General features: G+C 53.9%; 31 protein-coding genes, 1 tRNA gene and 1 pseudogene. 5 read left to right on the forward strand and 28 right to left on the reverse strand.

Annotated features, from left to right (window positions below):
• The first annotated feature begins 265 nt into the window (after positions 1-265).
• Entirely contained in the window at positions 266-910 is a 645-nt protein-coding gene (locus ABLV11_RS17020; RefSeq protein WP_134883717.1) for a TetR/AcrR family transcriptional regulator, read from the forward strand.
• A complete protein-coding gene (locus tag ABLV11_RS17025; protein WP_224330950.1) occupies positions 907-2,034 on the forward strand; it encodes a hypothetical protein in 1,128 nt (375 codons plus the stop codon). Before ABLV11_RS17020 ends, ABLV11_RS17025 begins: the two co-directional genes overlap by 4 nt.
• Here the strand turns inward: ABLV11_RS17025 and mug are convergent.
• Entirely contained in the window at positions 2,031-2,537 is a 507-nt protein-coding gene (mug, locus tag ABLV11_RS17030) for a G/U mismatch-specific DNA glycosylase (protein WP_004105914.1), read from the reverse strand. The two genes, ABLV11_RS17025 and mug, sit on opposite strands and share 4 nt — an antisense overlap.
• Positions 2,538-2,661: 124 nt before the next feature.
• Here mug and ABLV11_RS17035 point away from each other — a divergent pair.
• Positions 2,662-2,737, forward strand: a tRNA-Ile gene (locus ABLV11_RS17035).
• 127 nt (positions 2,738-2,864) lie between these two features.
• Complete coding sequence (locus tag ABLV11_RS17040) at positions 2,865-3,242, forward strand: hypothetical protein (protein WP_004144517.1); 378 nt, start codon at positions 2,865-2,867, stop codon at positions 3,240-3,242.
• 12 nt (positions 3,243-3,254) lie between these two features.
• Here ABLV11_RS17040 and ABLV11_RS17045 read toward each other — a convergent pair whose 3' ends face one another.
• From ABLV11_RS17045 to ABLV11_RS17120, 16 genes and pseudogenes are all read right to left on the reverse strand, one after another.
• Entirely contained in the window at positions 3,255-3,473 is a 219-nt protein-coding gene (locus tag ABLV11_RS17045; protein ID WP_004174338.1) for an ogr/Delta-like zinc finger family protein, read from the reverse strand.
• A 70-nt stretch (positions 3,474-3,543) separates the two neighbouring features.
• The gene (locus ABLV11_RS17050) at positions 3,544-4,641 is read right to left on the reverse strand and encodes a phage late control D family protein (RefSeq protein ID WP_019704974.1); all 1,098 of its coding nucleotides are present in this window, start codon (positions 4,639-4,641) and stop codon (positions 3,544-3,546) included.
• The gene (locus ABLV11_RS17055; RefSeq protein ID WP_004185683.1) at positions 4,638-5,123 is read right to left on the reverse strand and encodes a phage tail protein; all 486 of its coding nucleotides are present in this window, start codon (positions 5,121-5,123) and stop codon (positions 4,638-4,640) included. The genes ABLV11_RS17050 and ABLV11_RS17055 overlap by 4 nt, the downstream gene beginning before the upstream one ends.
• A complete protein-coding gene (locus ABLV11_RS17060) occupies positions 5,120-7,513 on the reverse strand; it encodes a phage tail tape measure protein (protein WP_074440933.1) in 2,394 nt (797 codons plus the stop codon). The genes ABLV11_RS17055 and ABLV11_RS17060 overlap by 4 nt, the downstream gene beginning before the upstream one ends.
• A 112-nt stretch (positions 7,514-7,625) precedes the next feature.
• Positions 7,626-7,747: pseudogene (locus tag ABLV11_RS17065) on the reverse strand (hypothetical protein).
• Positions 7,740-7,859 (reverse strand): GpE family phage tail protein, encoded by a 120-nt coding sequence (locus ABLV11_RS17070; protein WP_002896220.1) that lies wholly within the window; start codon positions 7,857-7,859, stop codon positions 7,740-7,742. The pseudogene ABLV11_RS17065 and the gene ABLV11_RS17070 overlap by 8 nt, the downstream one beginning before the upstream one ends.
• 14 nt (positions 7,860-7,873) lie before the next feature.
• Positions 7,874-8,173, reverse strand: coding sequence for a phage tail assembly protein (locus ABLV11_RS17075; protein ID WP_004144716.1), 300 nt, complete (start codon positions 8,171-8,173; stop codon positions 7,874-7,876).
• Positions 8,174-8,225: 52 nt separating this feature from the next.
• The gene (locus ABLV11_RS17080; RefSeq protein ID WP_348855509.1) at positions 8,226-8,741 is read right to left on the reverse strand and encodes a phage major tail tube protein; all 516 of its coding nucleotides are present in this window, start codon (positions 8,739-8,741) and stop codon (positions 8,226-8,228) included.
• 9 nt (positions 8,742-8,750) lie between these two features.
• Positions 8,751-9,923: a phage tail sheath protein gene (locus tag ABLV11_RS17085; protein WP_023318907.1), complete on the reverse strand. Its 1,173-nt coding sequence runs from the start codon at positions 9,921-9,923 to the stop codon at positions 8,751-8,753.
• 138 nt (positions 9,924-10,061) lie between these two features.
• Entirely contained in the window at positions 10,062-11,135 is a 1,074-nt protein-coding gene (locus ABLV11_RS17090) for a phage tail protein (RefSeq protein ID WP_348855511.1), read from the reverse strand.
• A gap of 10 nt (positions 11,136-11,145) precedes the next feature.
• Positions 11,146-11,844 carry a hypothetical protein gene (locus tag ABLV11_RS17095; RefSeq protein ID WP_348855513.1) on the reverse strand — a complete coding sequence of 233 codons (699 nt, stop codon included), beginning with the start codon at positions 11,842-11,844 and terminating at the stop codon, positions 11,146-11,148.
• A 25-nt stretch (positions 11,845-11,869) separates the two neighbouring features.
• A complete protein-coding gene (locus ABLV11_RS17100; protein ID WP_259503144.1) occupies positions 11,870-14,047 on the reverse strand; it encodes a sialate O-acetylesterase in 2,178 nt (725 codons plus the stop codon).
• Positions 14,044-14,652 carry a phage tail protein I gene (locus ABLV11_RS17105; protein ID WP_348855516.1) on the reverse strand — a complete coding sequence of 203 codons (609 nt, stop codon included), beginning with the start codon at positions 14,650-14,652 and terminating at the stop codon, positions 14,044-14,046. Before ABLV11_RS17105 ends, ABLV11_RS17100 begins: the two co-directional genes overlap by 4 nt.
• Positions 14,645-15,553, reverse strand: a complete 909-nt coding sequence (locus ABLV11_RS17110) for a baseplate assembly protein (protein WP_348855518.1) — start codon at positions 15,551-15,553, stop codon at positions 14,645-14,647. Before ABLV11_RS17110 ends, ABLV11_RS17105 begins: the two co-directional genes overlap by 8 nt.
• Entirely contained in the window at positions 15,540-15,902 is a 363-nt protein-coding gene (locus tag ABLV11_RS17115) for a GPW/gp25 family protein (protein WP_004174325.1), read from the reverse strand. The genes ABLV11_RS17110 and ABLV11_RS17115 overlap by 14 nt, the downstream gene beginning before the upstream one ends.
• Positions 15,899-16,471, reverse strand: a complete 573-nt coding sequence (locus tag ABLV11_RS17120) for a phage baseplate assembly protein V (protein WP_004174323.1) — start codon at positions 16,469-16,471, stop codon at positions 15,899-15,901. The genes ABLV11_RS17115 and ABLV11_RS17120 overlap by 4 nt, the downstream gene beginning before the upstream one ends.
• Positions 16,472-16,599: 128 nt before the next feature.
• Here ABLV11_RS17120 and ABLV11_RS17125 point away from each other — a divergent pair, with 128 nt between their 5' ends.
• Positions 16,600-17,424, forward strand: a complete 825-nt coding sequence (locus ABLV11_RS17125) for a DUF2971 domain-containing protein (protein ID WP_072271745.1) — start codon at positions 16,600-16,602, stop codon at positions 17,422-17,424.
• Here the strand turns inward: ABLV11_RS17125 and ABLV11_RS17130 are convergent.
• The 11 genes from ABLV11_RS17130 to ABLV11_RS17180 form a co-directional block, all read right to left on the reverse strand.
• Positions 17,383-17,832 carry a phage virion morphogenesis protein gene (locus ABLV11_RS17130; protein WP_348855520.1) on the reverse strand — a complete coding sequence of 150 codons (450 nt, stop codon included), beginning with the start codon at positions 17,830-17,832 and terminating at the stop codon, positions 17,383-17,385. The genes ABLV11_RS17125 and ABLV11_RS17130 overlap by 42 nt on opposite strands.
• Positions 17,825-18,256 (reverse strand): phage tail protein, encoded by a 432-nt coding sequence (locus ABLV11_RS17135; RefSeq protein WP_348855522.1) that lies wholly within the window; start codon positions 18,254-18,256, stop codon positions 17,825-17,827. The genes ABLV11_RS17130 and ABLV11_RS17135 overlap by 8 nt, the downstream gene beginning before the upstream one ends.
• A complete protein-coding gene (gene lysC, locus ABLV11_RS17140) occupies positions 18,219-18,464 on the reverse strand; it encodes an Rz1-like lysis system protein LysC (RefSeq protein WP_348855539.1) in 246 nt (81 codons plus the stop codon). Before lysC ends, ABLV11_RS17135 begins: the two co-directional genes overlap by 38 nt.
• Positions 18,352-18,780 (reverse strand): Rz-like lysis system protein LysB, encoded by a 429-nt coding sequence (gene lysB / locus ABLV11_RS17145; protein WP_159212581.1) that lies wholly within the window; start codon positions 18,778-18,780, stop codon positions 18,352-18,354. The genes lysC and lysB overlap by 113 nt, the downstream gene beginning before the upstream one ends.
• On the reverse strand, positions 18,777-19,160 hold the full coding sequence (locus tag ABLV11_RS17150) for a DNZ54_00345 family protein (protein ID WP_348855524.1): 384 nt from the start codon (positions 19,158-19,160) through the stop codon (positions 18,777-18,779). Before ABLV11_RS17150 ends, lysB begins: the two co-directional genes overlap by 4 nt.
• A gap of 4 nt (positions 19,161-19,164) precedes the next feature.
• A complete protein-coding gene (locus ABLV11_RS17155; protein WP_080784243.1) occupies positions 19,165-19,674 on the reverse strand; it encodes a lysozyme in 510 nt (169 codons plus the stop codon).
• Positions 19,655-19,870 carry an HP1 family phage holin gene (locus tag ABLV11_RS17160; RefSeq protein ID WP_004144702.1) on the reverse strand — a complete coding sequence of 72 codons (216 nt, stop codon included), beginning with the start codon at positions 19,868-19,870 and terminating at the stop codon, positions 19,655-19,657. Before ABLV11_RS17160 ends, ABLV11_RS17155 begins: the two co-directional genes overlap by 20 nt.
• Before the next feature lie 3 nt (positions 19,871-19,873).
• Positions 19,874-20,077 (reverse strand): tail protein X, encoded by a 204-nt coding sequence (locus ABLV11_RS17165; protein WP_004144701.1) that lies wholly within the window; start codon positions 20,075-20,077, stop codon positions 19,874-19,876.
• Positions 20,077-20,541: a head completion/stabilization protein gene (locus ABLV11_RS17170; protein WP_004174303.1), complete on the reverse strand. Its 465-nt coding sequence runs from the start codon at positions 20,539-20,541 to the stop codon at positions 20,077-20,079. Before ABLV11_RS17170 ends, ABLV11_RS17165 begins: the two co-directional genes overlap by 1 nt.
• Positions 20,542-20,637: 96 nt before the next feature.
• The gene (locus ABLV11_RS17175; protein WP_004174300.1) at positions 20,638-21,288 is read right to left on the reverse strand and encodes a terminase endonuclease subunit; all 651 of its coding nucleotides are present in this window, start codon (positions 21,286-21,288) and stop codon (positions 20,638-20,640) included.
• Positions 21,289-21,291: 3 nt separating this feature from the next.
• On the reverse strand, positions 21,292-22,356 hold the full coding sequence (locus tag ABLV11_RS17180) for a phage major capsid protein, P2 family (RefSeq protein WP_004174298.1): 1,065 nt from the start codon (positions 22,354-22,356) through the stop codon (positions 21,292-21,294).
• Positions 22,357-22,358 lie beyond the last annotated feature (2 nt).

The following is a 22,358-nucleotide window of genomic DNA, read 5'->3' on the forward strand; positions in this document are numbered from 1 at the left end:
CCCAGGCCCTGAAAGCCGCTTAATATGAACTGTCCAACTTTATGGGGTCAGTCCAACTGACTGGCTTTTTTTATGGCTAATCGCAAATCATTCCTTTAATAAATATTAATACCTGCATCCAGAAATTATCAATATATATCCGGGTCATATTCTTATTATTTAATACCATAAAGCCAAACAACTGGACTCATAGTTTTATATTTGTACTATTAGTTCATAAATCGCACTTAATGGACAACGCGAATCTAAATAATAGGGATATTCAATGAATAGCAAACGAAAGATTCAGCTGGCTGATTTTAATAGAACGGTTATTCTGGCCACCGCTAATACGTTATTTCTTAACCATGGTATAGAAGGAACGACCATGGATGAGATTGCGCACGAAGCCGGATTCAGTAAAACCACGCTTTATAGCTACTTTGACAGTAAACAGGATATTGTCGATCACCTTATTCTCGATGGAATGGAGCGCTTTCACCAGGAGGTGGTGAAAATAGTCAGCCGGCAGGCCCCCTTCCGCGAGTTTTATCATGAGCTTTGCCAGTCGTTGGTTGCTATCCACGACTCCGGCATCGTCTATTTCCCCGGCATTACCGGGAAAATAGGTTGCTCTGAAAAAGAGATGAAAAATAATAAAGTACTGACTAATATCTATATGCTCGGCGAGGAGATTAATCATATTATCGCCGGAGAAATTTCCCGCGCGGCAGCAAACAAAGAGCTTCAGTTAAATGCTCCAATGGCAGACGTCATGATGCTGTTCTGGCTCTGCCTGACCGGGCTGATAGAGAAATCAGCAAGTAAAGAAGCCTATATTTTGCGGCATCTTGAGAAGGACCGAAAATCCTTTCTTAACTTCGCTTTTGACGCTTTATTATTAATGATAGAAAAAGGCGAAAGTCGATGATAAAGAAAATATTTCTGTCCTTACTAATAGGTATGATAGTGGTTTGCGCCTGTGCCTATCATAAAGCGAAGCCCCTGCGCCTGACCAAAGATCTTTCACTACCATTTGCGCTGCCAACCGAACAGCGCCATATAGTGTATTACGCCTCGCTGGCGCCAAATGCGCATAATACTCAGCCCTGGCAGATTCGCTATAACCCGGACGCACGGCGATTCACCCTGGCGTTCGACCACAGTAAAGCCCTCCCGCATATCGACCCGGCGGGGCGAGAAGCCTGTATTTCTCTGGGCGCGTTCCTGGAGAACTTCCGCCAGGCAGCCGCCGCATTTGGCATGCGGGCGGAAATAGACATTTTACCGGCGATGGCGCGCAATGGTGATGTTGCCCGCATGACGTTAAGCCCCCTCCACAGCGCCTCTTCTCTCAAACAGCCCGCCGTGCTGAAGTTAATTGAGCGCCGGCACACCGACAAACGTCCGTTTCAGGATATTGCCCTTGCGCCCCGCGATCTCGCTGCCCTGCTCAAACAGCACCAGCCGTATTTAAATTATTATCCACGCGGCAGCGCCGGGTTTAATAAGCTTGAGAGTTTTGCCATCCAGGCAGCAAAGGCTCAGGCGCTCGATGCGGCCAAAAGAGCGGAGTTCGCTCACTGGCTGCGCTTTTCCAACGAAGAGGCCCGCCGGTTGAAAGACGGCCTGCCCGCAGAACAGTTAAGCATCACCGGGATAAAAAAACTGCTCTATTACTCATTTTTCGATCGGCAAAAAGCCCAGGGAGAAGCCTTCGCCGCGGAAAGCATCAGTAAAACGGCCAGCAGCGTAGCGCAGAGCGCCGGATTTTTTATCATCGGCGGAGAGGAAACCTTTCCGCTGATGATGCGCAGCGGCATGAATCTGCAGGCCTTCTGGCTGGATGCCGTCCGCTACGGCATCTCTGTTCAGCCGGTGAGCCAGATGCTGGAGGATAAAGCGTTCCGTAAACAGCTGGCGGAAACCTTAGGCTTAAGCCAGCCGCCGCAAATGATCCTTCGCGCAGGCTACGTTGACGACTATGGCGAAAATAATAGAATTCGCCGTCCTATCGGCGAATTTACCCGCCTGGAACCACCCGGGGCGAATTAAAGCCCTCGCGTTGCCAGCGCCTCGTCAAGCTCCCGGTAGGCCTCCACCAGCTTATCCAGCGTCGCCCGGTTGAGCCCGCTGGGATTTGGCAACACCCATACTTCCGTCGCGCCTATGGTCACCTGCTGTTTGCCCCATTTTACGCCGCGTACCTGAAACGCTTTCTCGAAAGCCTGTTTACCGAGGATCGCCAGCGCGCGCGGCTGATACTCTTCCATTTTCCTCACCAGCTCTCTTCCGCCATCGCGGAGCTCCAGCAGCGCGACCTCGCTGGCCTGTACCGTCGGGCGCTCGACTAGCATGGTAATCCCGCAGCGGGTATCCAGCAGCTGCAGCTCCTCTTCGGGTTTCAGAAGACGGTCGGTAAACCCGGCCTGATGAATCACCTTCCAGAAGCGATTTCCCGGATGGGCGAAATGAAAACCGGTATGGGCGGAAGACTTCCCCGGATTGATACCGCAAAAGACCACCCGCAGGTCCGGCGCCAGAATATCGTTGATCATGTTTTCCCCAGCTCAATACCTAAAAGATAATTATAAAGGATTGAAAATGCGTTGTTTATAAAAACAGCAGGCGTGCGTTTTAGGCTGGATTGCGGGCAACAGTTACTTTATAATCCTTCGCCACGGCCCCTTAGCTCAGTGGTTAGAGCAGGCGACTCATAATCGCTTGGTCGTTGGTTCAAACCCAACAGGGGCCACCAAATTTTAGCTTTAAAATCATATAGTAAGCCACTTCTCGCGAGGTGGCTTTTTCATATCAGAAACGCCATTGGCAGCAAAATGGCAGCAGGTTTTTCACGTACTCATACTTTTTAAGGACAGACTCGTATGAAAAAACCTCTTTTGGCCTTGCTACTTGTCGCATCTCAAAGCGCCTTCGCAGACAAAATCCCAGACTCTATTGAGAATCTCATTGCTGTTTACGATACAAGATCGCACAGCCTGGACAATGGCGAGCTAACCATTAAATACAGCAAACCAAAATTATTGATAGATGCCGCTGAATCACTTTTCAGCGGCATTTGCAATGATTACTTTATGAACAAATGGAAGCCAGAGACGATTAAAAAAATCACTCTGTTAAATGTTTCCCATGACCAAGGTTTTAGGATTAATGGCGGTGGAGTTGAATGTAAAAAAACTGGCTCCATGGAAAACGAAAAGGCACGCGCTTACAGAACCAGTTTGATTGAACCTCTGCAATAAACTTTTGTTACGTTAAAAGTTCATATGCCCCTGCCCGGCGGCAGTAGGGTGCGGCGGGGCATTATCAATAACTCCAGGTGTCATGATGTATCGCACTACGGTTTCATGAGTGATGAAGGTGGTTCCGCAATTAATGTTCTGGCACTGACAGTAACGCTCTTTTGTCTGATCCGTTACCCGAAAGCTACTCCGCGTATGCGCCGCGTGGCCGCACTTTGGACAATTCATCATTACATTTATCTCCCGCCCTGCACTTTTCAATCACATAATGATACACATAACTTCCATTTTGTGAACCTAATCAGCTCATTTCTAAATCATCAATCTTCACTTCCAGTTCGATGCTGGTCGTAAATCCGCTATCCGGGTTGACCGTGTGCGTTAACGTTGTGATGGTCCATTCCGCATCATCAATGGGCTGTTTAAAACCGCTGACCTTAACGGGCATTTCTGTATACAGATCCGCGCGGCCTTCTGCCAGCTGGAGAGAAAATGTCGCCACGCCGCGCTGCAGCCGCTCCCAGTTCATTTTTGCTGCCCGTTCTGCATTACTGCGGTTCGCATAGGTACGGTTCAGAACCAGCACATTCTCATCTGTTCCGACCAGGTAATCCCCCTGCTTTGCTTCCGGCTCTTTGGGTTTTGTCGTCCTCCGGCGGCGCTTCACCTTTGCAGTTTCTTTCTTTTCCGGTTCCCGGGTATGCAGCCAGTGAGCGATAACACCCGTATATGCTCCCCTGTCAGCCAGGCTAAACCGGTGACTGTCTCCGTCCTTACGGGTAATAGTGATGACCGGCAACGGTTTACCACTTGCTGTTTTCCCCTGCCCCTGCCGGATAAACAGCAGATTACCGTCCTTGACTGAGGCAATCGCGCCATACTGCCGCGCCAGCTTCATTAAAAAGCTGGCGTCGCTTTCGTTGGTCTGGTCCAGGTGATCCAGCGCCATCGCAGCAACATCATTTCCTATAGCAACTTTAAGGTTGTGCCGTGCGGCAATGTCTTTCACCACATCGCCCACCGTCGTTTTGTGCCAGGACTTCTCACGCCGGACATTCAGCGTTTCCCTGAAATCAGCACTACGGGCACGGATTGTCAGCCTGTCCGGGCTGCCGCTATGCTCTATTTCGTCAACGGTAAACTTACCTTTTGAGTACAGCGGCTCGCCTTTCCATCCCAGCGCCAGAGAAATCACTGCGCCACGACGCGGCATAATTACCAGGCCGTCGGCGTCGTCCAGCTCCAGATCAAGCTGGTCAGCTTCAAATCCGCGGTTGTCGGTCAGTGTCATACCCAGCAGACGTTTATCCAGCGTCTGCGTGGCATCTTTACCTTCAATCACGATCCGAAAGGCCGGGGTCTTGCTTCCGAGGTTGAGTAAATCAGCCATCTCGCTCACTGCAGCAACCCTCCTACCGTGGATCTGATGTTCCCTACTGCGGCGGCGGCAGAATCCTGCAGACTGCTAAGCTGATCACTCAGACTGCCGAACATTTCAGACAGGGACTCATCCACCCGTTTAAGCCCCAACGAAAACTCTATTTTCCTGGCTTCTCCACTGGCGAAAAATTCCGTTTTCGTCTGGTTAAGGCTCTCAATCACATACATGCCGTAGATAGTCCCACCACCCTCGATCAGCGGCCACGCCTTCCCCTGCTCTGCCATCAGCTCCAGCGCCAGCAACGACAACCGGCCGCCGGTCACTTCCGGCATGAGGACGCCGGAGAGCGTCAGCTGATCGTTATCTGGCCCCAAAAATTGCGTTGTCGGACGGCGATTAACGCGGTTGTTGGTCACATGGCGCCAGTTCCGCTGATACTGCAGTTGCTGATAGGGAACCGTGCGCAGCTGAAACACAAACAAGCCCAGGACCATCATCATGAATCGTACCCCCCTTGATCACTGAAATTGCTGCGGGCCTTCGCCTTCATGCGTCGCTCGCGCGCATCAAGCTGCCGTGCAACTTCCTGCGCAATATCCTGCGCACTCTGTCCGGGTAGAGCCTGGATAATAATTTGCGCATGGGTTTCAAACTGGAATACAGGCTGGCTGCCTGCTGGCTTATCAGTTACAGGACGGTATGAAGCTGCCGGCAGACTCATGGGATGAAGCGGGGCGGCCTCTGCTGGCATTGCTCCCCCCATCATTCCGGCGACTACGGACGCCAGCGCGGCCGTTCTCCTGCGGCTGGTCACATAGGCCGGACCGTTAATCAGCTCCGGGCCATTCTCGCCAGCAATACCCACCTGTCCACGTGGAATATAACCACCGCTGTCATACATCCCCGCGAAAAATCCTGGGGTCTTTTTCTGCGGTGAGGCGCCCTGCGAATTATCGCCGCCGGTCATCCAGTCCGGCAGGTAGCTTTTGACCGATGCCAGCTTGCTCTTAAGCGTTTCCCATTTCTCATTGATACCGCTCAGGATGCCGTCAATGATCGCCCCGCCCACCGCTTTAAATTTTGCGGGCAGCGCGGCAACATCACTCAGAATTTCATCCCATTTGCTGCTTATGGTCTGCTTAATCACAGCCCAGGCTACTGACACCCCTGACGTGATGGCATCCCACAGTGCTTTAAACTTCGGCCCCAGCGTTTCCCAGTTCTGCCAGATATAGATGGCTCCCATCGCAATCAGGCCAACTATCGCCAGAATGGGGTTAGCCATCATCAACCGGCCTAACCAGATGACCGCCTGGCCTGCGCCGCCAATTACTCTTGTGACCAGACCAAACGCAGAAGCAAATTTAAGCTGGAGAATGCCAGCACTTACCCGCACTACCGCCATAGGTCCCAAAATGGATGCAAGGGCCAGTGACACCACACCCGCTGCGGTAGCTACCACGGCAAACACGGCCGCAATTTTAAATAGCGCCGCCGTCAGTTGCGGATGACGCTTCACAAAACCATCCAGCGCGGACGCCAGATTACCCAGCCAGTCCGCAATATTTTTCAGCACCGGCGCGACGGTTTCACCGATGCTCGCCATGGCGTTGGTAAAGGAGCCGCCAGCGGCTTCCCATTTGTTGCCCAGGGTATTAAGCGATGCTTCGACGCGCTCGCGCAGGGTAGCCTGGTTCTCCAGCTTCGCTACTGTTTCACGATAACCATCAATACCTTTTTGGATCATGATATCCAACGCCTGCAGCGTTTCTGAATCATTGCCAAACAGGTCTTTTTTTGTTGCCATCTGCCTCTCGGGAGTAAGTTTGCTCAGCTTACTTAGCTGGACATACATATTTTCCAGCCCACCAAATCCTCCCTTACCATCAGAAAAATTAAACTTAATGCCGGTCCCTTTTAGATCATCATTAACAGCTTTAATTTTCTTTGCATCCAGGGCAGCCTGGAATATTTTCCGATACGCATTCCCAGCAGACTCCCCGGCCATACTTGCCTGGTCGGCCATAACCAGCAGTGGGGCAAAAGTTTTAGCTGCATCTATCCCTTTTTTATTTAGGATACTCATCGCGCTACTAATTTTTGAAAAACCCTGCAGCATATTCCCGGGGTCTACGCCCGCATAAAAACCACGCTGGATAAGATCCATCAGGCTCATCATGTCTTTTTCGGTGGTCTGCGTGGCGTCCTGCAATTTTGCGGCAAACTCTGCCGCCTCCGTCGGCGCCATTTGCAGCTGCACGCCAAGGTAAGCCGCCGACTCACCCAGCCCGCCCAGGATAACCTGCGCTGACATCCCCTGACGGCGTAACATGGTCATCATGTTCTGAAAATCTGCCGTGGTACCGGGCAACCGGTCCCCCAGGGCAATCGCCAGCTTGTTCAGCTTCAGGAACTCAGGCGCCACCTTTCCGCCCGGTCCCATCATTGAGCCTGCCAGCTGGTTAGCGGCGTTCTCTGATTCCGAGTAGGCGCGAATGGGCGCCAGCAAGGTCGCGCCCGTTGTCACCCCGGCCGCCATCATCCCGGCCCCGTTCCCCGCCAGGCTGTTACGCACGTCGCGCATCTTGTCAGCTTTGGCCCTGATCGCATTCAGCTTACGCTGGCGCTCGCCCACGTCTCGCAAGCGCCGCTCCTGCTCTGCCAGCTGCTGGTTATAGCGATCCGTTTCGCGGGTAATTCTGGCCGTTTCACGGGCGCCACCGCCCGCAGAGATGCCAAGGCGGTACAGCTCCGCCCTGGCTGCAGCCATCTGCCGCGTTTCCTGCCCCTGCTTTTGTTCCAGGCGTGATACGGCGCGCCATTGCGCCTCAAGCGCCTGCGTCTGTTTTTTCGTGGGGGATTCGAGCGCTGCCAGCTCGCGCGTCATCATCTGCGCACGCAGCCTCGCCTGGTCCAGCTCGTTGCTGGTCCGGTTCAGGCTCTGTGAGAGTTGATCAAAAGATTTTAACTGGCTCCCCGCGTCGTTAAGCCGTTTAAGCTGATCACGGGTCTGCCGGATGCCGGAGGCCAGCTCCTTCGAGCCAGCCAGCGCATTTTTTAAAGGGCGGGTGAGTTTATCAACCGCACTCAGAACCACCTGCAGGCGCAGGTTTTTATCACTCATCGCTGGCCCCGCTACGCATTATCGCTCTGTGCCGCCACTCCAGCACTTCCGTCAGCGGCATAACGTCAGTGACGGACGGCGGCCAGTGAAAGATCGTGGCGATATCCGCCACCAGGTCATCTACCGTCAGGCTGTCGGCAAATCGGCAAGCGCCGACTTCGGCAACAAAAAAAGGACCACCTCGACAGACATCGCGGCCAGGTCTGCCGGGTCGAGGTCCGCCATTTCCTGCGGGGTCAGCGTTGGTGTGGAGATGCGTGGGATCACGGTCATCATAGAGGCCACGTCCATCTCCATCACCGCCTGCAGTCGCGTACCGCGCAGCGCGCCGGATTGCGGCTTACGCAGCACAATTTCCGTAATCGTGGTATCACCGCGCTTAATCGGGCTATCCAGTTTTACCGTTGCTTCTGTTTTCTCACTCATGCTCTTTTCCTGTTATGGGTTGGCTGGCGCGACCTCGCGCGCCAGGAAAAAATTACAGACCGATGGCGTTACGGTGTTCTTCCATCAGGTCAACACCATCAACAACTTCAATCATGTTGATCGCATCGACCTCATAGAGCACTTCACCGTTAATGGTCAGCTTCGCGTAACAGTTAACGCTGCTGACTTTGGTGGAATTGCTCTCGCCGGTTTTCCACTCGCCGGAATCCATCTCTTTGTGGCGACCACGGACGACCAGCTCAACGGCCTGCACTTCGCCGGTGTCGTCGCGCTGAATAGACCCGGTAAAGCGCAGCTGCACGCCGTCCACCGTGGCTTTGCCCATCTGTTTAAACAAAAGCGCCTCAGTGCCGCCGATGGTCATTTCCGTATCCAGCGCGCCATCATCCAGCCCCAGATCAATACCTACTGAACCGGGCATACCGCCGCCGCGGTAGTTTTCCAGCTTGCGGGTGAATTTCGGCAGGGTGACGGATTCAGCAATGCCCATCCAGTTGTTACCGGCGTTAAAAATATTCAGGTGTTTTAACTTGCGTGGTAAGGCCATGGGTCCCCCTTATGCGCTTACGCGGGTGGTGAAATCCACCAGGTAACGGTCAGTGATGCGCTGGCGCAGCATCAGGTTTTCCAGTGGAGGCACTGGCGTATAGTCGTAGTCGATCCAGAGTTTCCCGGCTTTCAGCGTGTCTTTGTCATTCACACTGTCATCAATCCAGCAATCACCGCCGATGAGGTAGCCCTGATTTACCAGGCTGCGCATTTTGGCGCGGATACCTTCGATAATGTCGCGAGCCAGCGAAGGGTTAAGCGGCATGTCAACCGCCCACATATGCGCCTCCGCCATGGTGTCTGCCAGCACCTGCGCGGTACGGGTGTAGTTTTCAAACTGGAATAACGGGTCATCGCTCAGGCAGCGGGAACCCCAGAAGCGGAAACCATCCTTGCGGATCAAGGTGGTGACGTCGTTCTGGTTCAGCAGTCCGGCATCGGTTGCCGGGTCCTGCAGATCCCAGAACACATCCGCAGACAAGCCGGTTACGCCGTTGACGCCCACGTTAGAAAGGGTTTTGTGCCAGCCGGTCTGCTCGTCGATTTTTGCACGCAGACCCAGCGCGCGGGCAGTGGCGTAAGCGGTCGCATCCGCCTGCAGCACCGTGTCAAAGTTGATGAAATCAGGCCAGATCAGCATCCCTTCTCGCTGACTGAAATTTTCGCGGTAGGCAATCGCTTCTTCCACGGTTTTACAACCGTAGGCAGACAGGTACGCAAAGCCGCGCAGGCTCTGCGCCACGCTTAACAGTTCAGTGGAAACAGCCTGCGTGTCATGACCCGGCACACCCAGAATGCGCGGCTTCACACCCAGCTGCGACTGCGCCGAAAGCAGCGCTTTGATGCCCGTTTTCTTACCGTCAGCGGTTACGCCGCCGATAATATTGGAGGTGGTTTCCGCTTCTGTTTCGCCCTGGGCAACACGCACCACTACGGTGATGGGTTTTGCCTGGTCTGCGATGGCGTCCAGTGAGCGGGCCAGCGTGCCGGACTCGCCCGCTTTGCCGCTGGCGGTCAGTACATCGGTAAGCAGAACCGGCTTATTGAGCGGGAACACAGAGGCATCGGCATCATCGCCGGTGCATACCATGCCTACAATCGCCGTACTCACCGTCGTGATAGAGCGGGTGCCGTCGTTAACTTCAACAACACGCACGCCGTGGTGATAGTCTTGCGCCATGAATGAATCTCCTGTTTAGGGGTTCACCCATGGTAGGGAAATCATTCACCGCAAGCCGTTGATGGCCGTTGTACCGTCAATGACACAACCGCAGAAAGAAAAAAGCCCCTTATCGGGGCAGACTGATACCGGGATTTATCAGGCAACGCGGCTCCAGCACATCAGCAGTGTGTGGGCCTCAACCACGCTGATTGATTTCCCTTCACCGAGGTTATCGGTTTTGCCGGTGGTCGTGTGTTTGTGGGGCGGGATCGTGACGCCATGCTGATGGTCTTCTGCATAGTCGGTATAGTTCCACCCCGTATATTTCTGGTTATCCGTTCCGTGTGTGGCATCCTGCCAGGTATCCCCCGGCGCCCCGTCTCCTGCCCTGTGCCGGTGCCTTCCGTTGCCCGATGTCGTCAGCTCCTGCTGCCCCTGTTCGCTGGTTTCGCCGCTCACATTAATCTGAACGGCGGGCAGGTTGGCACGCTGCAGTGTAACGGTATCGCTGCCGCCGCTCTGCCCGACGTCCGATCCGTCAGCCTTTCCAACGCGGATCGTTTTGTTTTCGCCGGTGTACACCCATTGGGACCACGGCCATTTCTCGTTCGGATCGACATTTTGAGCAAAGAAGCGCACCGTTCCAGGCGGGTTTTCTTCTTCCCAAAAGTCCCGACGCGCCGCAGTGATAGCGTCAGCGATAACCTGCTGAATATCCATATCCAGCTGCCCTGCGACCTGGTCGGCATAATCCTTTGCCTCATTTTTTGCGCGGTTCACTTCTTCCACGGTAGCCAGAATAACCGCCGGGTCCGCTTTAATCGTCACATCGCTGGTTTTGCTGACGGCAATCCACATATTAACCGACTGTAAACGCCCGGCCCCCTCTGTAAGCAGCGGCTTATAGGTCGGAGCCATATTCGCGACGGCAAGACAAATCCCTTCTTCATCGTAGAGTGCCGCTTCGCGTATCCAGAATCCTCCCACCTGAGGCATCATGATCATTTCAACGCGGATGACGTTAGCTGCCTGGTCAGCGATGACTACCCGGTTTATTTGCGCCCGAAATCGCTCGTTAATCAGACCGTCAATACGGGAGGGGTCAGGCAGGATTCCGCCGCCATCGCCCACTGCCATCTCATAAAAACTGACCGGCTCACCAGACACCGCCGCCGTTGCAAACTTTTGCTCCCCGGCAGGGGTCAGGCGCGTATAAAATGGTTTACCCACATTCTCCCCCTTAAGGAATAACGACGCCTTTCCCAGCCATGATGGTACGTGCTTTTGCGAACAGACCTACAATGGTCGCGCTATCCAGCACACCGTTATACATGGCCCATAATCCTACACGTCCGTTGATACCCAGGTTGTGCGGGGCAACATACCCACCCCCGATGCGAATAGTTCTTTTCGGCTCGTTTCGGGTTTCAAACTTCGTGGTCACTGTTTCCATAGTCGATGCACGGATTACCGAAAGTTGTTTTGCTCCCGTCACTACTGCTATTAGCTCCCAGCCTGGCGTGATATTGCCGATTTGAGCGTGGATCGTCGCGGGCGTCGCCCCCGTATCAGCCACAAAAATACCGTCTTTAGTAATCGCGGCCCGCGCTCCTGTAAACGGTCTCTCCGATTCAGGCAGGCCCGAGTAAATCTGCGTTGTGACTTCCTGCGGATTAGCCCGAAATGCAACGATGACGGTATTAGCCAGAGGCTCAATAAGCCCCGTATCAGCGTAATGACCATCAATGCCATCACAAACCAGCCCCTCATTATCAAAGGTCAGGCCGTTAACCTCCAGCGCTCTGCCATTACTGCTGCTTTCTTTTGCGCTGCGCATTTCGTAAATAGAGAGTGCAGAATCCAGATACATTTCCGAGCGGGCCTTACTGACTGGCAGCAGGGGATTACCAAAATCCTTAGCGACCTGAAACTGAATCATAAAATACCTCGTTTAATTTCATCTGTTATTCGGAAATGGCAATCTTCTGAATCGGTAAATAGTTATAAAGCGGATAAGGCTTGCCGTTTTCATCTGTTAAATCAGTTTTTTCAGGGTCAGAATCATGAATGGTTGTTCGTACCCCTGTTTCTCGCCCGAAAAACCATTGTTGATATCGGTTGTTTGTGATTTCTCCTCGGTTCTCCGGCGTCCAGGCAAATGCCACAAACGCCCCGTTTCCGATATCTGTTTTCGACACGATTTTAATTTTCGTTCCCGCCACAATCTCCACGGATACAATATCAAGCCGCCCGGTTTCATCATGTAATTCGACACCATGATTACCATCTGCCAGCTCAGTGATATACGAGTCATCAATAACTAACGGTGGGTGATACGTAAATACATCAGTAATCACGGTTCTGCTGTTTATTTTTCGGGCACGGGTAGCATGCACAGGTAAATATTTTTCACCATTCGGCTTATCTGCGGTGCGTGTTCGCAGGCGATGTCGCAATGCCTTTTGCGCATATAGGCCCATCAGCCGGTAACCGTGGGCATTGTGATGGACGTTTCCCTGTCCAATGGTATGGTTTGCCGGAAGCCCCATATATGATGGCCCCCACATATCAATAAGAGGATTATTCAGCGCCATATCAAGCTGCGCCTGAGCGATAAGCTCCGGTGGGTTTTCTGCTGTACCCACGTAATAGCCGTGAGATGAGGTCTGATACATCAACATGACCAGATCGCGTCCCACATCACGCATCCCCGCCGTATCTGCGGCCACATCCGCCCGTAAGGTTGTCACCCTCCCGGTGTAACTGTCAGCGCTGGTCCCGTTTGCCATGTTCGCCTCGCCCTGAATCCACAGCATGAAATCCACGGCATAATCACGGCCTTGTAAAGCCATCTGCGTCGCTGTCCAGACCAGGTGCGCAATCAACCGGCGATAAGGCTCTGTGCCTTTCGAAAGCCCCTCAACCGTAATTCCCCCGACGCCGCCAGCATTAAACAGCAGATCGCGACCGGCCATATCGCTGACGTTATCAGTAAAGCCATACGCCAGAGAGGACGCCACTGTCTCCCCGTTGCTGCCACTGACAGTTTCACGCAGCGGCACCAGTGATGATGGGCTGGAGCTGTAACTCCGCACCCCTGTATTGAACATCAGGGCGTTGCGTGTCGGCGTGTCCAATACCGGCGTACCGTATTGCCCGATTGAAAGTGATTGCCCATAGATAATGACATGCAGCACTTCGGCAAAATCAAGCCAGAATCGCTCAGGCTCTACGGGTTGCGGCTCCACCGCTGAATTATTGAAAATCTCGCCTTTGCTACCAATCCCGGCTGACACACGCTGATTTTCATCAATAATCTCAAGAAAGTTCTCACCCTCTGTGACAAAAATCCGCATCCCCATCAATTCGATGAAACCGGTTTTCCCGATACCAAAGACAATGCGCCCCAGCTCATCACCAAATGCAAAACAGTAATCGGAGTCATCCGGTAAGTTGGTGACGGGAACTCCCATAATGCGCATTCCCGCGTTCGCTTCCAGCACACCACGCAAATCAATGCCCACGGCGCGACGGAACAATGCATCAACAAACTCAACGGCATAATCTGGATCAACTTCCCCCATAATCCCGGCATCTGGCAACATCCTGTCCATTGCACGTTTATCCGCGACCTCTAACAGCTTAACCGCACGTTCTCCGTCATTCCGGTAAACCGTCTCGGTGCTGCTGTCATCAGGGTATGCAACCCGGAAAATCTGGCCCGGCACCGTTAATGACAATCCAGCCTTCTCACCTGTCGGATCATCATCACTGGTGAAAACCACCACCGAAACACCCAGGCTGTCAGGCAGCCGTTTGCCAGTTGAAACAGGCACCCCGTTAATATTTTTAAACTCTTCAACCCATACGCCTGCGCTTTCAGAACGAACGGAAAACAAACTATTTTCAGGAATTTTCCCCGCTGCAATAGCGGCTTTTGCTTCATCTTCATTTGAATAAGGAAGCTCACCCGATTTAATCAGGGTGCTGTATGCCTCGACGGATTGTTTCAAAAACCGGGTACGGTTTGCCAGTTGCTGAGCCTGAATATTAGCTGCACCATCTCTCCCGCCTTCAACCCTTTGTTGGCGGGCAACCATACTTATACTATTTTCCCATTGTGGTTTTTCACTAATATTCATTTGCTGTCACCTGAAAAATGATAATTCCCGTCGTAATGGGCCTGCCCGTCATAATAAATACTTTCATCCGGGGTATAGCCAGCCGGATAAATCGTTATGTCTTCCCCGTCTAATATTGCACACCCAATACTTGCAAGGCCTTTAGTGCTCACCGATAACGTTAGCTGTGATATATGGCGACTCACGGGTTTTGCATCACCAATAATTCGCTCAAGTTCGTAAATCATCGGCTCCGTAATACCGATTTCATTCAGATCGATTTCAAGCCGAAACGTCCCGGCGGGGTCCGCTACTTTCCACCACTCCTCAAGGGTCATTGAGTAACCCAGCCCCTCGATCACCCGCTTAACCGCCGCGACCGTCCCTTTTCGCTGATGAATCCAGAACGCATCACTGACAGCCTGCCGCTTAGCGGTTTCTGTCCAGGTTTCCTCCCATCGGTCAACGGAGAAAGCCCAGGCCAGATACGGCAGAAACTTTGCCGGGCATTTCCACGGGTTCCACAGATCACGCAGCGGCACGTTTAAATCACTGATACCTGAACAGGCTTGCGCCAGCCTGCGCTCCAGTGCGGACGAACCCGGCGGTAACAGGCTGCTAGTCATCAGAGCCACCAATTACCGCTTTAAAATCGGTGCAATATGACGCCTGCGTTTTATCTAACACCATGTCCGCCAGGGGCTTCATCAGTTCGACGCGCTGGACACCCTGAACGTGCAGCGCGGCATAGATCGCGGACAGCCGCACATCACGCCCCAGGCGACGCTGCTCGTTGATGTATGCCGTACCCTGCGCTTTCGCGGCCGCCAGGATGGGCTCCTTTGCCGGGCCGGGATAAACATAAAGAACCGCATCAATTTCATAGGGAACAATCTCAGCAGATCGGACACTCACCCGATCCGCCACCGGCCGCACAGCCTCATCATTCAGGGCCTCACCGACGACCTGCAGTAAATCTTCCGGCGCAGTACCATCGCCGTCGCGGGCCAGAATAGTCACCACGACTTCCGCCGGTGACGGGCTGAACGCCGATGCATCCGCCACCCGACCATCAGAGCTAAGCGCGTGATATTCATAGGCTCCGACTGGCCCGGCAACGCTCATCCCCTCAAAGGCCGCCGGAATGCGCTGGCGATAATCCGCGTCAGATTCCATTACTGCCTCCGTGGGCGGCGTTGTGGTGTCATCTGCAGCCGTAATCACCCGGCGCTGTACGTTGTTATTCGCGCCTAAATTGTCCAGGTCATCCCCGCCGGAATAGGCCACCATCACGGCTTTAGCCGCCTCGTTAATCCGCTGGCGCAGCAGCAGCTCCCGGTACACATTTTCCTGCAGCATTTTCACCACCGGCTCAGATTCAAGCGCTAAGGTGCGGGCCACGGCCTCCTGCTCTTCTGCCGGAAATAACGCGACAAATTCAGCCTTGCGCTCAGACAGCATGGTTTCAAAATCCGGCACATCCACAATTTGCGGCGGCGGCAGCTGGGAAAGGTCAATAACGGCCATTGTCTGCTCCTGTCGATACGGAAAGGGACACGGGCACGCCGTCATTACGCTGGCCTGCCAGCTCAATAACCATTGCGCCATCCATGCTGCTGCTGTTAACCGTGATGGTGTCCAGCTGCAGCCGCGGCTCCCAGCGCCGCAGCGCCACATACACCGCAGCCATGATCTGCAGGCGCAGCGCCGGGTTTTGCGGCTGGTCAATGAGCGCTGAAAGCAGGGAACCATACTCCCGGCGCGCAAGCCGGCTCCCTTGCGGGGTCAGCAAAATGTCACGCACCGACTGGCGCAGGTGGTCAGTTTCCGTTATGGCTCTGCCGGTATCGCGGCTCATCCCGATATAGAGCGTCAAAATGGATCTCCCGTCGTTCCGCCACTGTCGCCAGGGTGTTTATGCTTATCAGCAACGACGCCGTTTGACGTCATCGCGCCGCCGCCGTGGGTCACATCGCCGTTCAGGATCACGTTGCTGTTAATTAGGGTGGTGTCAGCCTCGATCACAAACTCACCGGTTTTGCAGGAGACAACCTGCGAAGACTCAATCAGCACGCTTTTCACGCCGCGAATAATCCAGCGCCCGGTGGCGGGGTCGTATTCGAACCAGCCACCATCCTCGTATGCGGTCACGTCCGCACTTTCAGAGTCTGACGGCGGCGGGCAGGCGTTGGAGTAGATGGCCGGAAGCGCAAAGGCTGTTTCCAGATTGCCGCCCAGGCTGAACAGCACCACCTGCTCCCCTGGAGACGGGCACCACCAGGTGCGTGATTTACCTGCACGGTAGGTCAGCCAGTTAATCCAGTTGGTTTCGAGGTCGCCCGTTTTTACCCGGCACAGCCAGCCGTCCCGGTCCACTTCGGTCACAATGCCGGTGCGGATCAGATTGGTGATAAGGCGCATGATTTCGGTTAATTGCGTATTCATGAAGGCAAGATTGCATTACTGCGAACAATCAAAAAACTAACCTGCATTGTATGGTATCTCTTACAATTAAGGGATAACATCGGGATCTAGATGAACTAATAGAAATGCGCGCTCACTTAGGATAAAAAATGATTTTATATAAATATGTTGACTCTGACACAGCGGAATTAATCATTCAAAATTCAACATTAAAGTTTTCCAGAGCCTCATCACTAAATGACCCCTTTGAATTAACTGGTTTACATTATGGGTCAGAGGAAGAATACAAAAACCAAACTTTAAAATTTCGAGCTGCCTCTATGTCATATGGGATTTTATCTCTAACACGAGCCCCAATGAACCCACTTATGTGGGCACATTATGGTAAGGGTACAAATTATGATGATAAAAAAGGCATTCGAATCGATAAAGACAATGGCTCACATGCTGGGGTAGTTTTCGGCATTGATGCAAACGAAGCAGGGCTAAACAATGACGGTATGAATGTCATTCCAGCAAAATATGGGAGTGTCATTTATGCATCAACTAAACCCCACAACCCTTATGTAAACTCTGACAACCAAAACTTCTTTGAGGGAATGCAGTTTCAATTCAATCCGGATTTTTTAGAAGCACTCCAGCGTACCTTCCTTTACAAACCTTCTTATTGGTCATATGAGGAGGAAGTGAGAGTTGTGAGAAACATTTCCAGATGCAGAGGTGAAATTCAGCCTATAAAAAAATCCAGCATTAAAGAAATTTATATAGGCATCAGAAATGCGTATAAGTATGATTACTTAGTGTTAATGCGTGAAAAAATAAACAAGCACCTTCCTAACTGTCAAGCTTATGTTTGTTTTTTTGATGTTTACGAGTGGGCCTTCATTAAAATATCTATAGATGAAGCTATTGAGCAAATCGCTTCACAATACTTACCCTCTAATAATCCAACGAAGAAGGATATCTCTAGTTAATTCCTCTACTTCATTGTTAACACCAAGCAGGCGGCGCTCTGCATATTTGACTTCCGGCCCTTTACGGCTGACCCGATCACGCAGGCCATAGTGATGGACGCGGGCTATGCGCTGCACCCGACTCTCAAACTCGACACTAGCCGCGTCCTGGCTGGCGACGGCTTTCAGATATTTTGTGGTGCGGAGTTTTGCAAACATCTGCCGACGGATGCGGCCCTGTTTCGTTCTGGCCGTCACGCGACGCGGCTCGTAAGCCGTCCCGTCCGGGTTGCGCTGCATCCTGATATTTTTCTGCTGGCTGCGACGCAGCTGCTGTGCCAGATCCCGCATCATGCGCTTACGTGCGGCAGGCTCCAGTCCCGCCAGCAACGCATCTAACCAGGCGTCAACTTCCTGCAGCTCAGCCACGGCTCACCGCCCACATTTCGGCCGGTTCGTCCGGTTCCGGCACCGCTTCGACGCTGGACACGTCACCGTCAGCGCTGACTATCACACGCTCTGTCAGTTGCAAATTCAGGCTGATATCACAGATATCATTGCGCAAAATGTCGACTTCAAAGGAAAGCAACTTTTCCCGCAGCTCCTGGTTATGAATAGCATCCGGCTGATTTTCTCTTAACCAGGCCAACACCGGCGCCATCAATAACCCCTGATCGCCGCTGAAATCCACAACCACCACATTCAGGGTGTAACGATATTCCCATGAAAGTGACGCTGCCCCGGTTGCCACCACCGTTCCGTTATCAACGAACAAATGCAGCTTATCCGGGTTATCGCGGACATATGGCACCGAGCTATTCAGGGCGCGGCGTAAGGATTGAGGCTTGTTCACTGTTTCGCTCCTGACAGGAAATTATCGTGTCCACTTTATCGGCGCAGACAGCCCAAGCCGCCTCCGCTTCATCCAGCGCGGTCAGCAGATCACCGTTAGTGCGTGCCGCCGACTTTTCCAGGCGGCACTGCGTCACTCTGGGACAACCATTCACGGTAAGCAGCACCTCCTGCGAGGGCCGGACGCTCTCGCATCCTGATAATGTCAGGAGGCAAAGGAGTACCAGCCCAGCGGCGTAAATCCTCGTTTTCACGTTTTAGCTCCTCAATCCGGCGCTGACGGCTTCGCAGCAGCGCGTTTGTACTTTCTGCCGCCGCGTAAAGGCGCGTCTGCTCCCGGTTGTTGGTTTCGGACAGGATGGACAGGGCGATCAGCTGGCTGTTCGTTTTTGCCAGTTTGTCGCCAGCCGTTTTCAGGTCCCCGCCTTGCTGATCGATGGTGTGGCTGGCCTCATTCAGTCGCCATGACTGCCACCCCAGCGCCGCCAGTACGAGCGCCAGAATTACCGCCAGCGCGCGCGTCATGCCGTCACCGGCTCCGCATCAACAACCTGCGCACGCAGAACCTTAAGCGCGACCAGCGTCAGCAGATAAAATGCGAGGGTGACAACGTGGCCCGTAAAGGCGAGGAAAATCACAAGCAGTGAACGCCTGGCCCATCTGATCACCTGGTTTCCTGGTGTACTGAAAAAGCGCGTCAGCGCCTGCCTTGCCCCTTCCTGATGAGCGCCGCCTGCATAACACCCGGCCAGGCAAAGCAGCACCGCCACCCAAACCAGCAAACAGGCGACCCAGGTCAATGCAGTGACCAGCGCCGAGGCCATGCCGTTTGGGACAAAGAGACTTATAATCATCAGCGCCGCGTACAGCACCGAAAGTAACCCACTGATAAGTTTCTTCTTCATTTCGTTACGCTCCTTTTAAGCACCAGGCCAGCTCCCGCCCGCGGCGGTTTTCCAGGCCCTGATTAAATACGCCTTTGACATATACCCAGCGCGGCAACTGATAGCAGGCATCACGCCAGCGCTTCTGATTGATAAACTTCACCATGGTTGAGCTGCAGGCGTTGCCGGTTCCCACGTTGAAGGCCAGCGATACCAGCGAGTCATAGACGTTCTGCGGTACGCTCACCAGGACACAGCGATCCAGTGCCTTCTCCACCCTTAAAACGTTGGTGATGAAACTCCCGGCGGCCTGCCGTTCCGTGATGGTCTTCCCCGGCACCACGCCGGACGTATTGCCAATGCCATCGGTCCACACCCCCGCATCACACTGATACGGCTGCAGGCGGCAGCCCTCGTAATCGGCTATCAGCTTCAACCCTTCCACTGAGGTATGAAGTTGCTGAAAGCCCGGCAGGGTGGCGGCAATCGCCAGCACCGCCCCTACCAGGCAGCGTTTAACGGTTGAAGGATTCATATTCCCCCTGTGTAATTTTTCCGCCGCGCAGCAGCTGGTAGGTTTTGTGTTTGTAGTACCAGTTGATGGCCAGCATCAGCACGCCAATCAACACACCGCCCACTGTCGACACATCCTTAAGCGATAAATCTCCCATCCATGCCAGCAGTACAGCGATGCAGTACGTGATGAAGGCGCTGATCCGTTCAAGCGTCATATTTCAGTCCCATAACTGGACGGTCTGCACCGTGGAAGTGGTGGCAATATCCGGCAGCTCCACCTGCAGCCCGTGTGGTAAGAACGGGCCGTGCTCAGCCAGCCCCGGATTTGCCTGCAGTACCTGCTCCGTGACGCCCTGCGTGCGTCCGTAATGACGCCAGCAAAGCGCGTCCACCGTGTCACCCTGGTACGCACGCACTTTCATCAGATCAGCTCCACCGTACAGTGAGGCGCATCCTGGACCCGGCTGATTGCCCAGCGAGCATCACGCCACAGATCGCCGCTGGCCTCCGCCAGCTCACCCCCCCTTTTCACACCGGAGGCCGTGGCGTCATAGTCCTGGTAACGCTCATTCACCTGCGCACGTGCCCAGCAATAAACGGCGTTGTGGTAGTGGTGAATACGTTCGCTTTTACCGTCCAGTAAGTCCGCCGGTACATCAGCCAGCGTCATAAATCCCAGAGCCTGCTGGCGTTTGCGGAAGTCGTACAGCTCCGCATTGACCTCTGACATCGCAGACCGGATGAGTTGTCCGAGACGGGGTGACGTCACCGTGCCATCCGTCCGCATCACGCTGCGAAACTCTGATAAATCAACATCGGGCCAGAACGGCGTATTTTTGATAATTTCCGCCTGTTCCGGCGCCTGCTCAGGCGCAACAAACTTCATGCGGGCTTTCTCCTGAAATAGTGGGCGGTGGACGGGGTTTTGATGTGGCAAAAGCCTTTCGCCACCCCGTGCCGCCCGTGCGCGGGGCACGTTCCGTTAACGGCTGTCATTGCGCAATCTGCGCTCCAGCTGCTGTTTTTCTTTTTTGACGCCACAGCGTGGATCAAGCTGCAGCGCATGATTGATGTGATTCAGGGCGGAGGCCGGGCTGGTTTCGGTCAGTACAGCGCCAATCGCTTTATGCAGGCGTGCCCGTGACTGGTCTGGCATATCCTGGCCGTCTGTCAGCTCCAGTGTCTGCAGTAGCAACCCGGCATCGAAAGATTCACCTGCCAGCAGAGCGGCCTGCGCAGCGTCTGCCATTTCCTCTGCCAGCACCGTCTGGACGTTACGGTTTCCGATGGGCATCACCCATCCATGCCGCAGCGCATGACGCCCTGCATCCAGCGCACCGGCATAATCCCCGGCATCGATACGCCAGAGCATTACAAACATCACCACGTCATCCTGCCGGGCACCATCAGCAGCCAGCACCCCCTCCACCCAGGCGGAATAACGGGGCAGCAGCTCCACTTTGATTTGGGCTTTCTTCACTGTGGACTGGATACCTTTCAGGCGGCGGCGGTCCTCCGCCAGCTGCATCAGCATCAGGTCATACCCCGTCGCGTGGCGAACATTGCCGCCCTGTCGGGCGGCCTGTTCAGCCTGGACGCGCAGGCGGTGCTGCCGTGCGGGACTCAGGCTCATGCGTTATGCCCCCTCGCCTTCCGGTACAGCTGGCGCGCTGAAATCCCCCATCTGGATGTTTTCGACCAGCGCCGCGCAGCGGTAATCCTCAACCACATACGCTTCATTGACGGACTCGAAATTCTCGATCCGGTCACGTTTCGGGTTATCGATAACAGAACGACGGCGGGTATCTTCCTGCCAGTAAATTGACAGGTTATCCAGGCGGGTGATCAGCAGTGCATTCGCAGGGAAATACGGCGCGCGTACAGCCTGCAGGCCACCCATGCGTTTCTGGCTGATGATCAGATCAGCGGCCAGCTTCTCCGTGTTCTCCTGGTCTTTGTTAACCAGCGGGAAATACTTGTCAGACAGCAGCTCACGGCCACAGACCACCACCAGATCATCATCATCCTGATACACCGGGTCGATCAGCTCGTTGACCGCATCCATCACCACGGCATCCAGGTTGGCATAATCGCCCCCCTTACCAACCTTCACGGCGCCTTTGGTGGTCACGCCTTCTTTGGTTTCGCTGCCCATGACATGATCCGGCGCATCTTCGCGGATTTTTTGCAGCCAGCCCTTATTTACGTCCTGCAGCATCGGGTTGGCTTCGCGGTCAGAGGTTTTGGCACGCTTCACGCCGTTGAACCCGATCATGATGCGGTCCAGAGCCTGGCGCTTCACGATGGCGTTACGGATCCGTACCTGGAAATCCTGGAATTTTGCCCACAGGTCCAGCTTTGCGTAGGTCAGCACCGTATCAAAGTTGGTCTGTTCGCATTTGTATTCCACGTCCGCCATTACTGTCGGGTCAGTTGGTTCGCGCTCTTTGGTGGTGGTATCCGTGGTACCGGCAATTGTGCTACCGACACCCAGACCCAGCAGCTGGCCTGACTGCTCATCCACCGGGGTGATGTTAATCAGTGTCAGAAAGGCAGCGGACTGCTGGATCTGGTCTTCCAGCGTCTGCTGTACCGACGGCTCAACGGTGAATTTGCTGGAAAGTTCTTCCACTTCCACGTTGTTCAGGCGTGCCAGCTGCTGCAGGTAGGCGTTAAAGGCAAAACGGGTTTTCTTTTTCATCG

This window comes from Klebsiella sp. GW_Kp181, from assembly GCF_040062315.1.
In the GTDB taxonomy this organism is placed as follows: Bacteria; Pseudomonadota; Gammaproteobacteria; order Enterobacterales; family Enterobacteriaceae; genus Klebsiella; species Klebsiella oxytoca.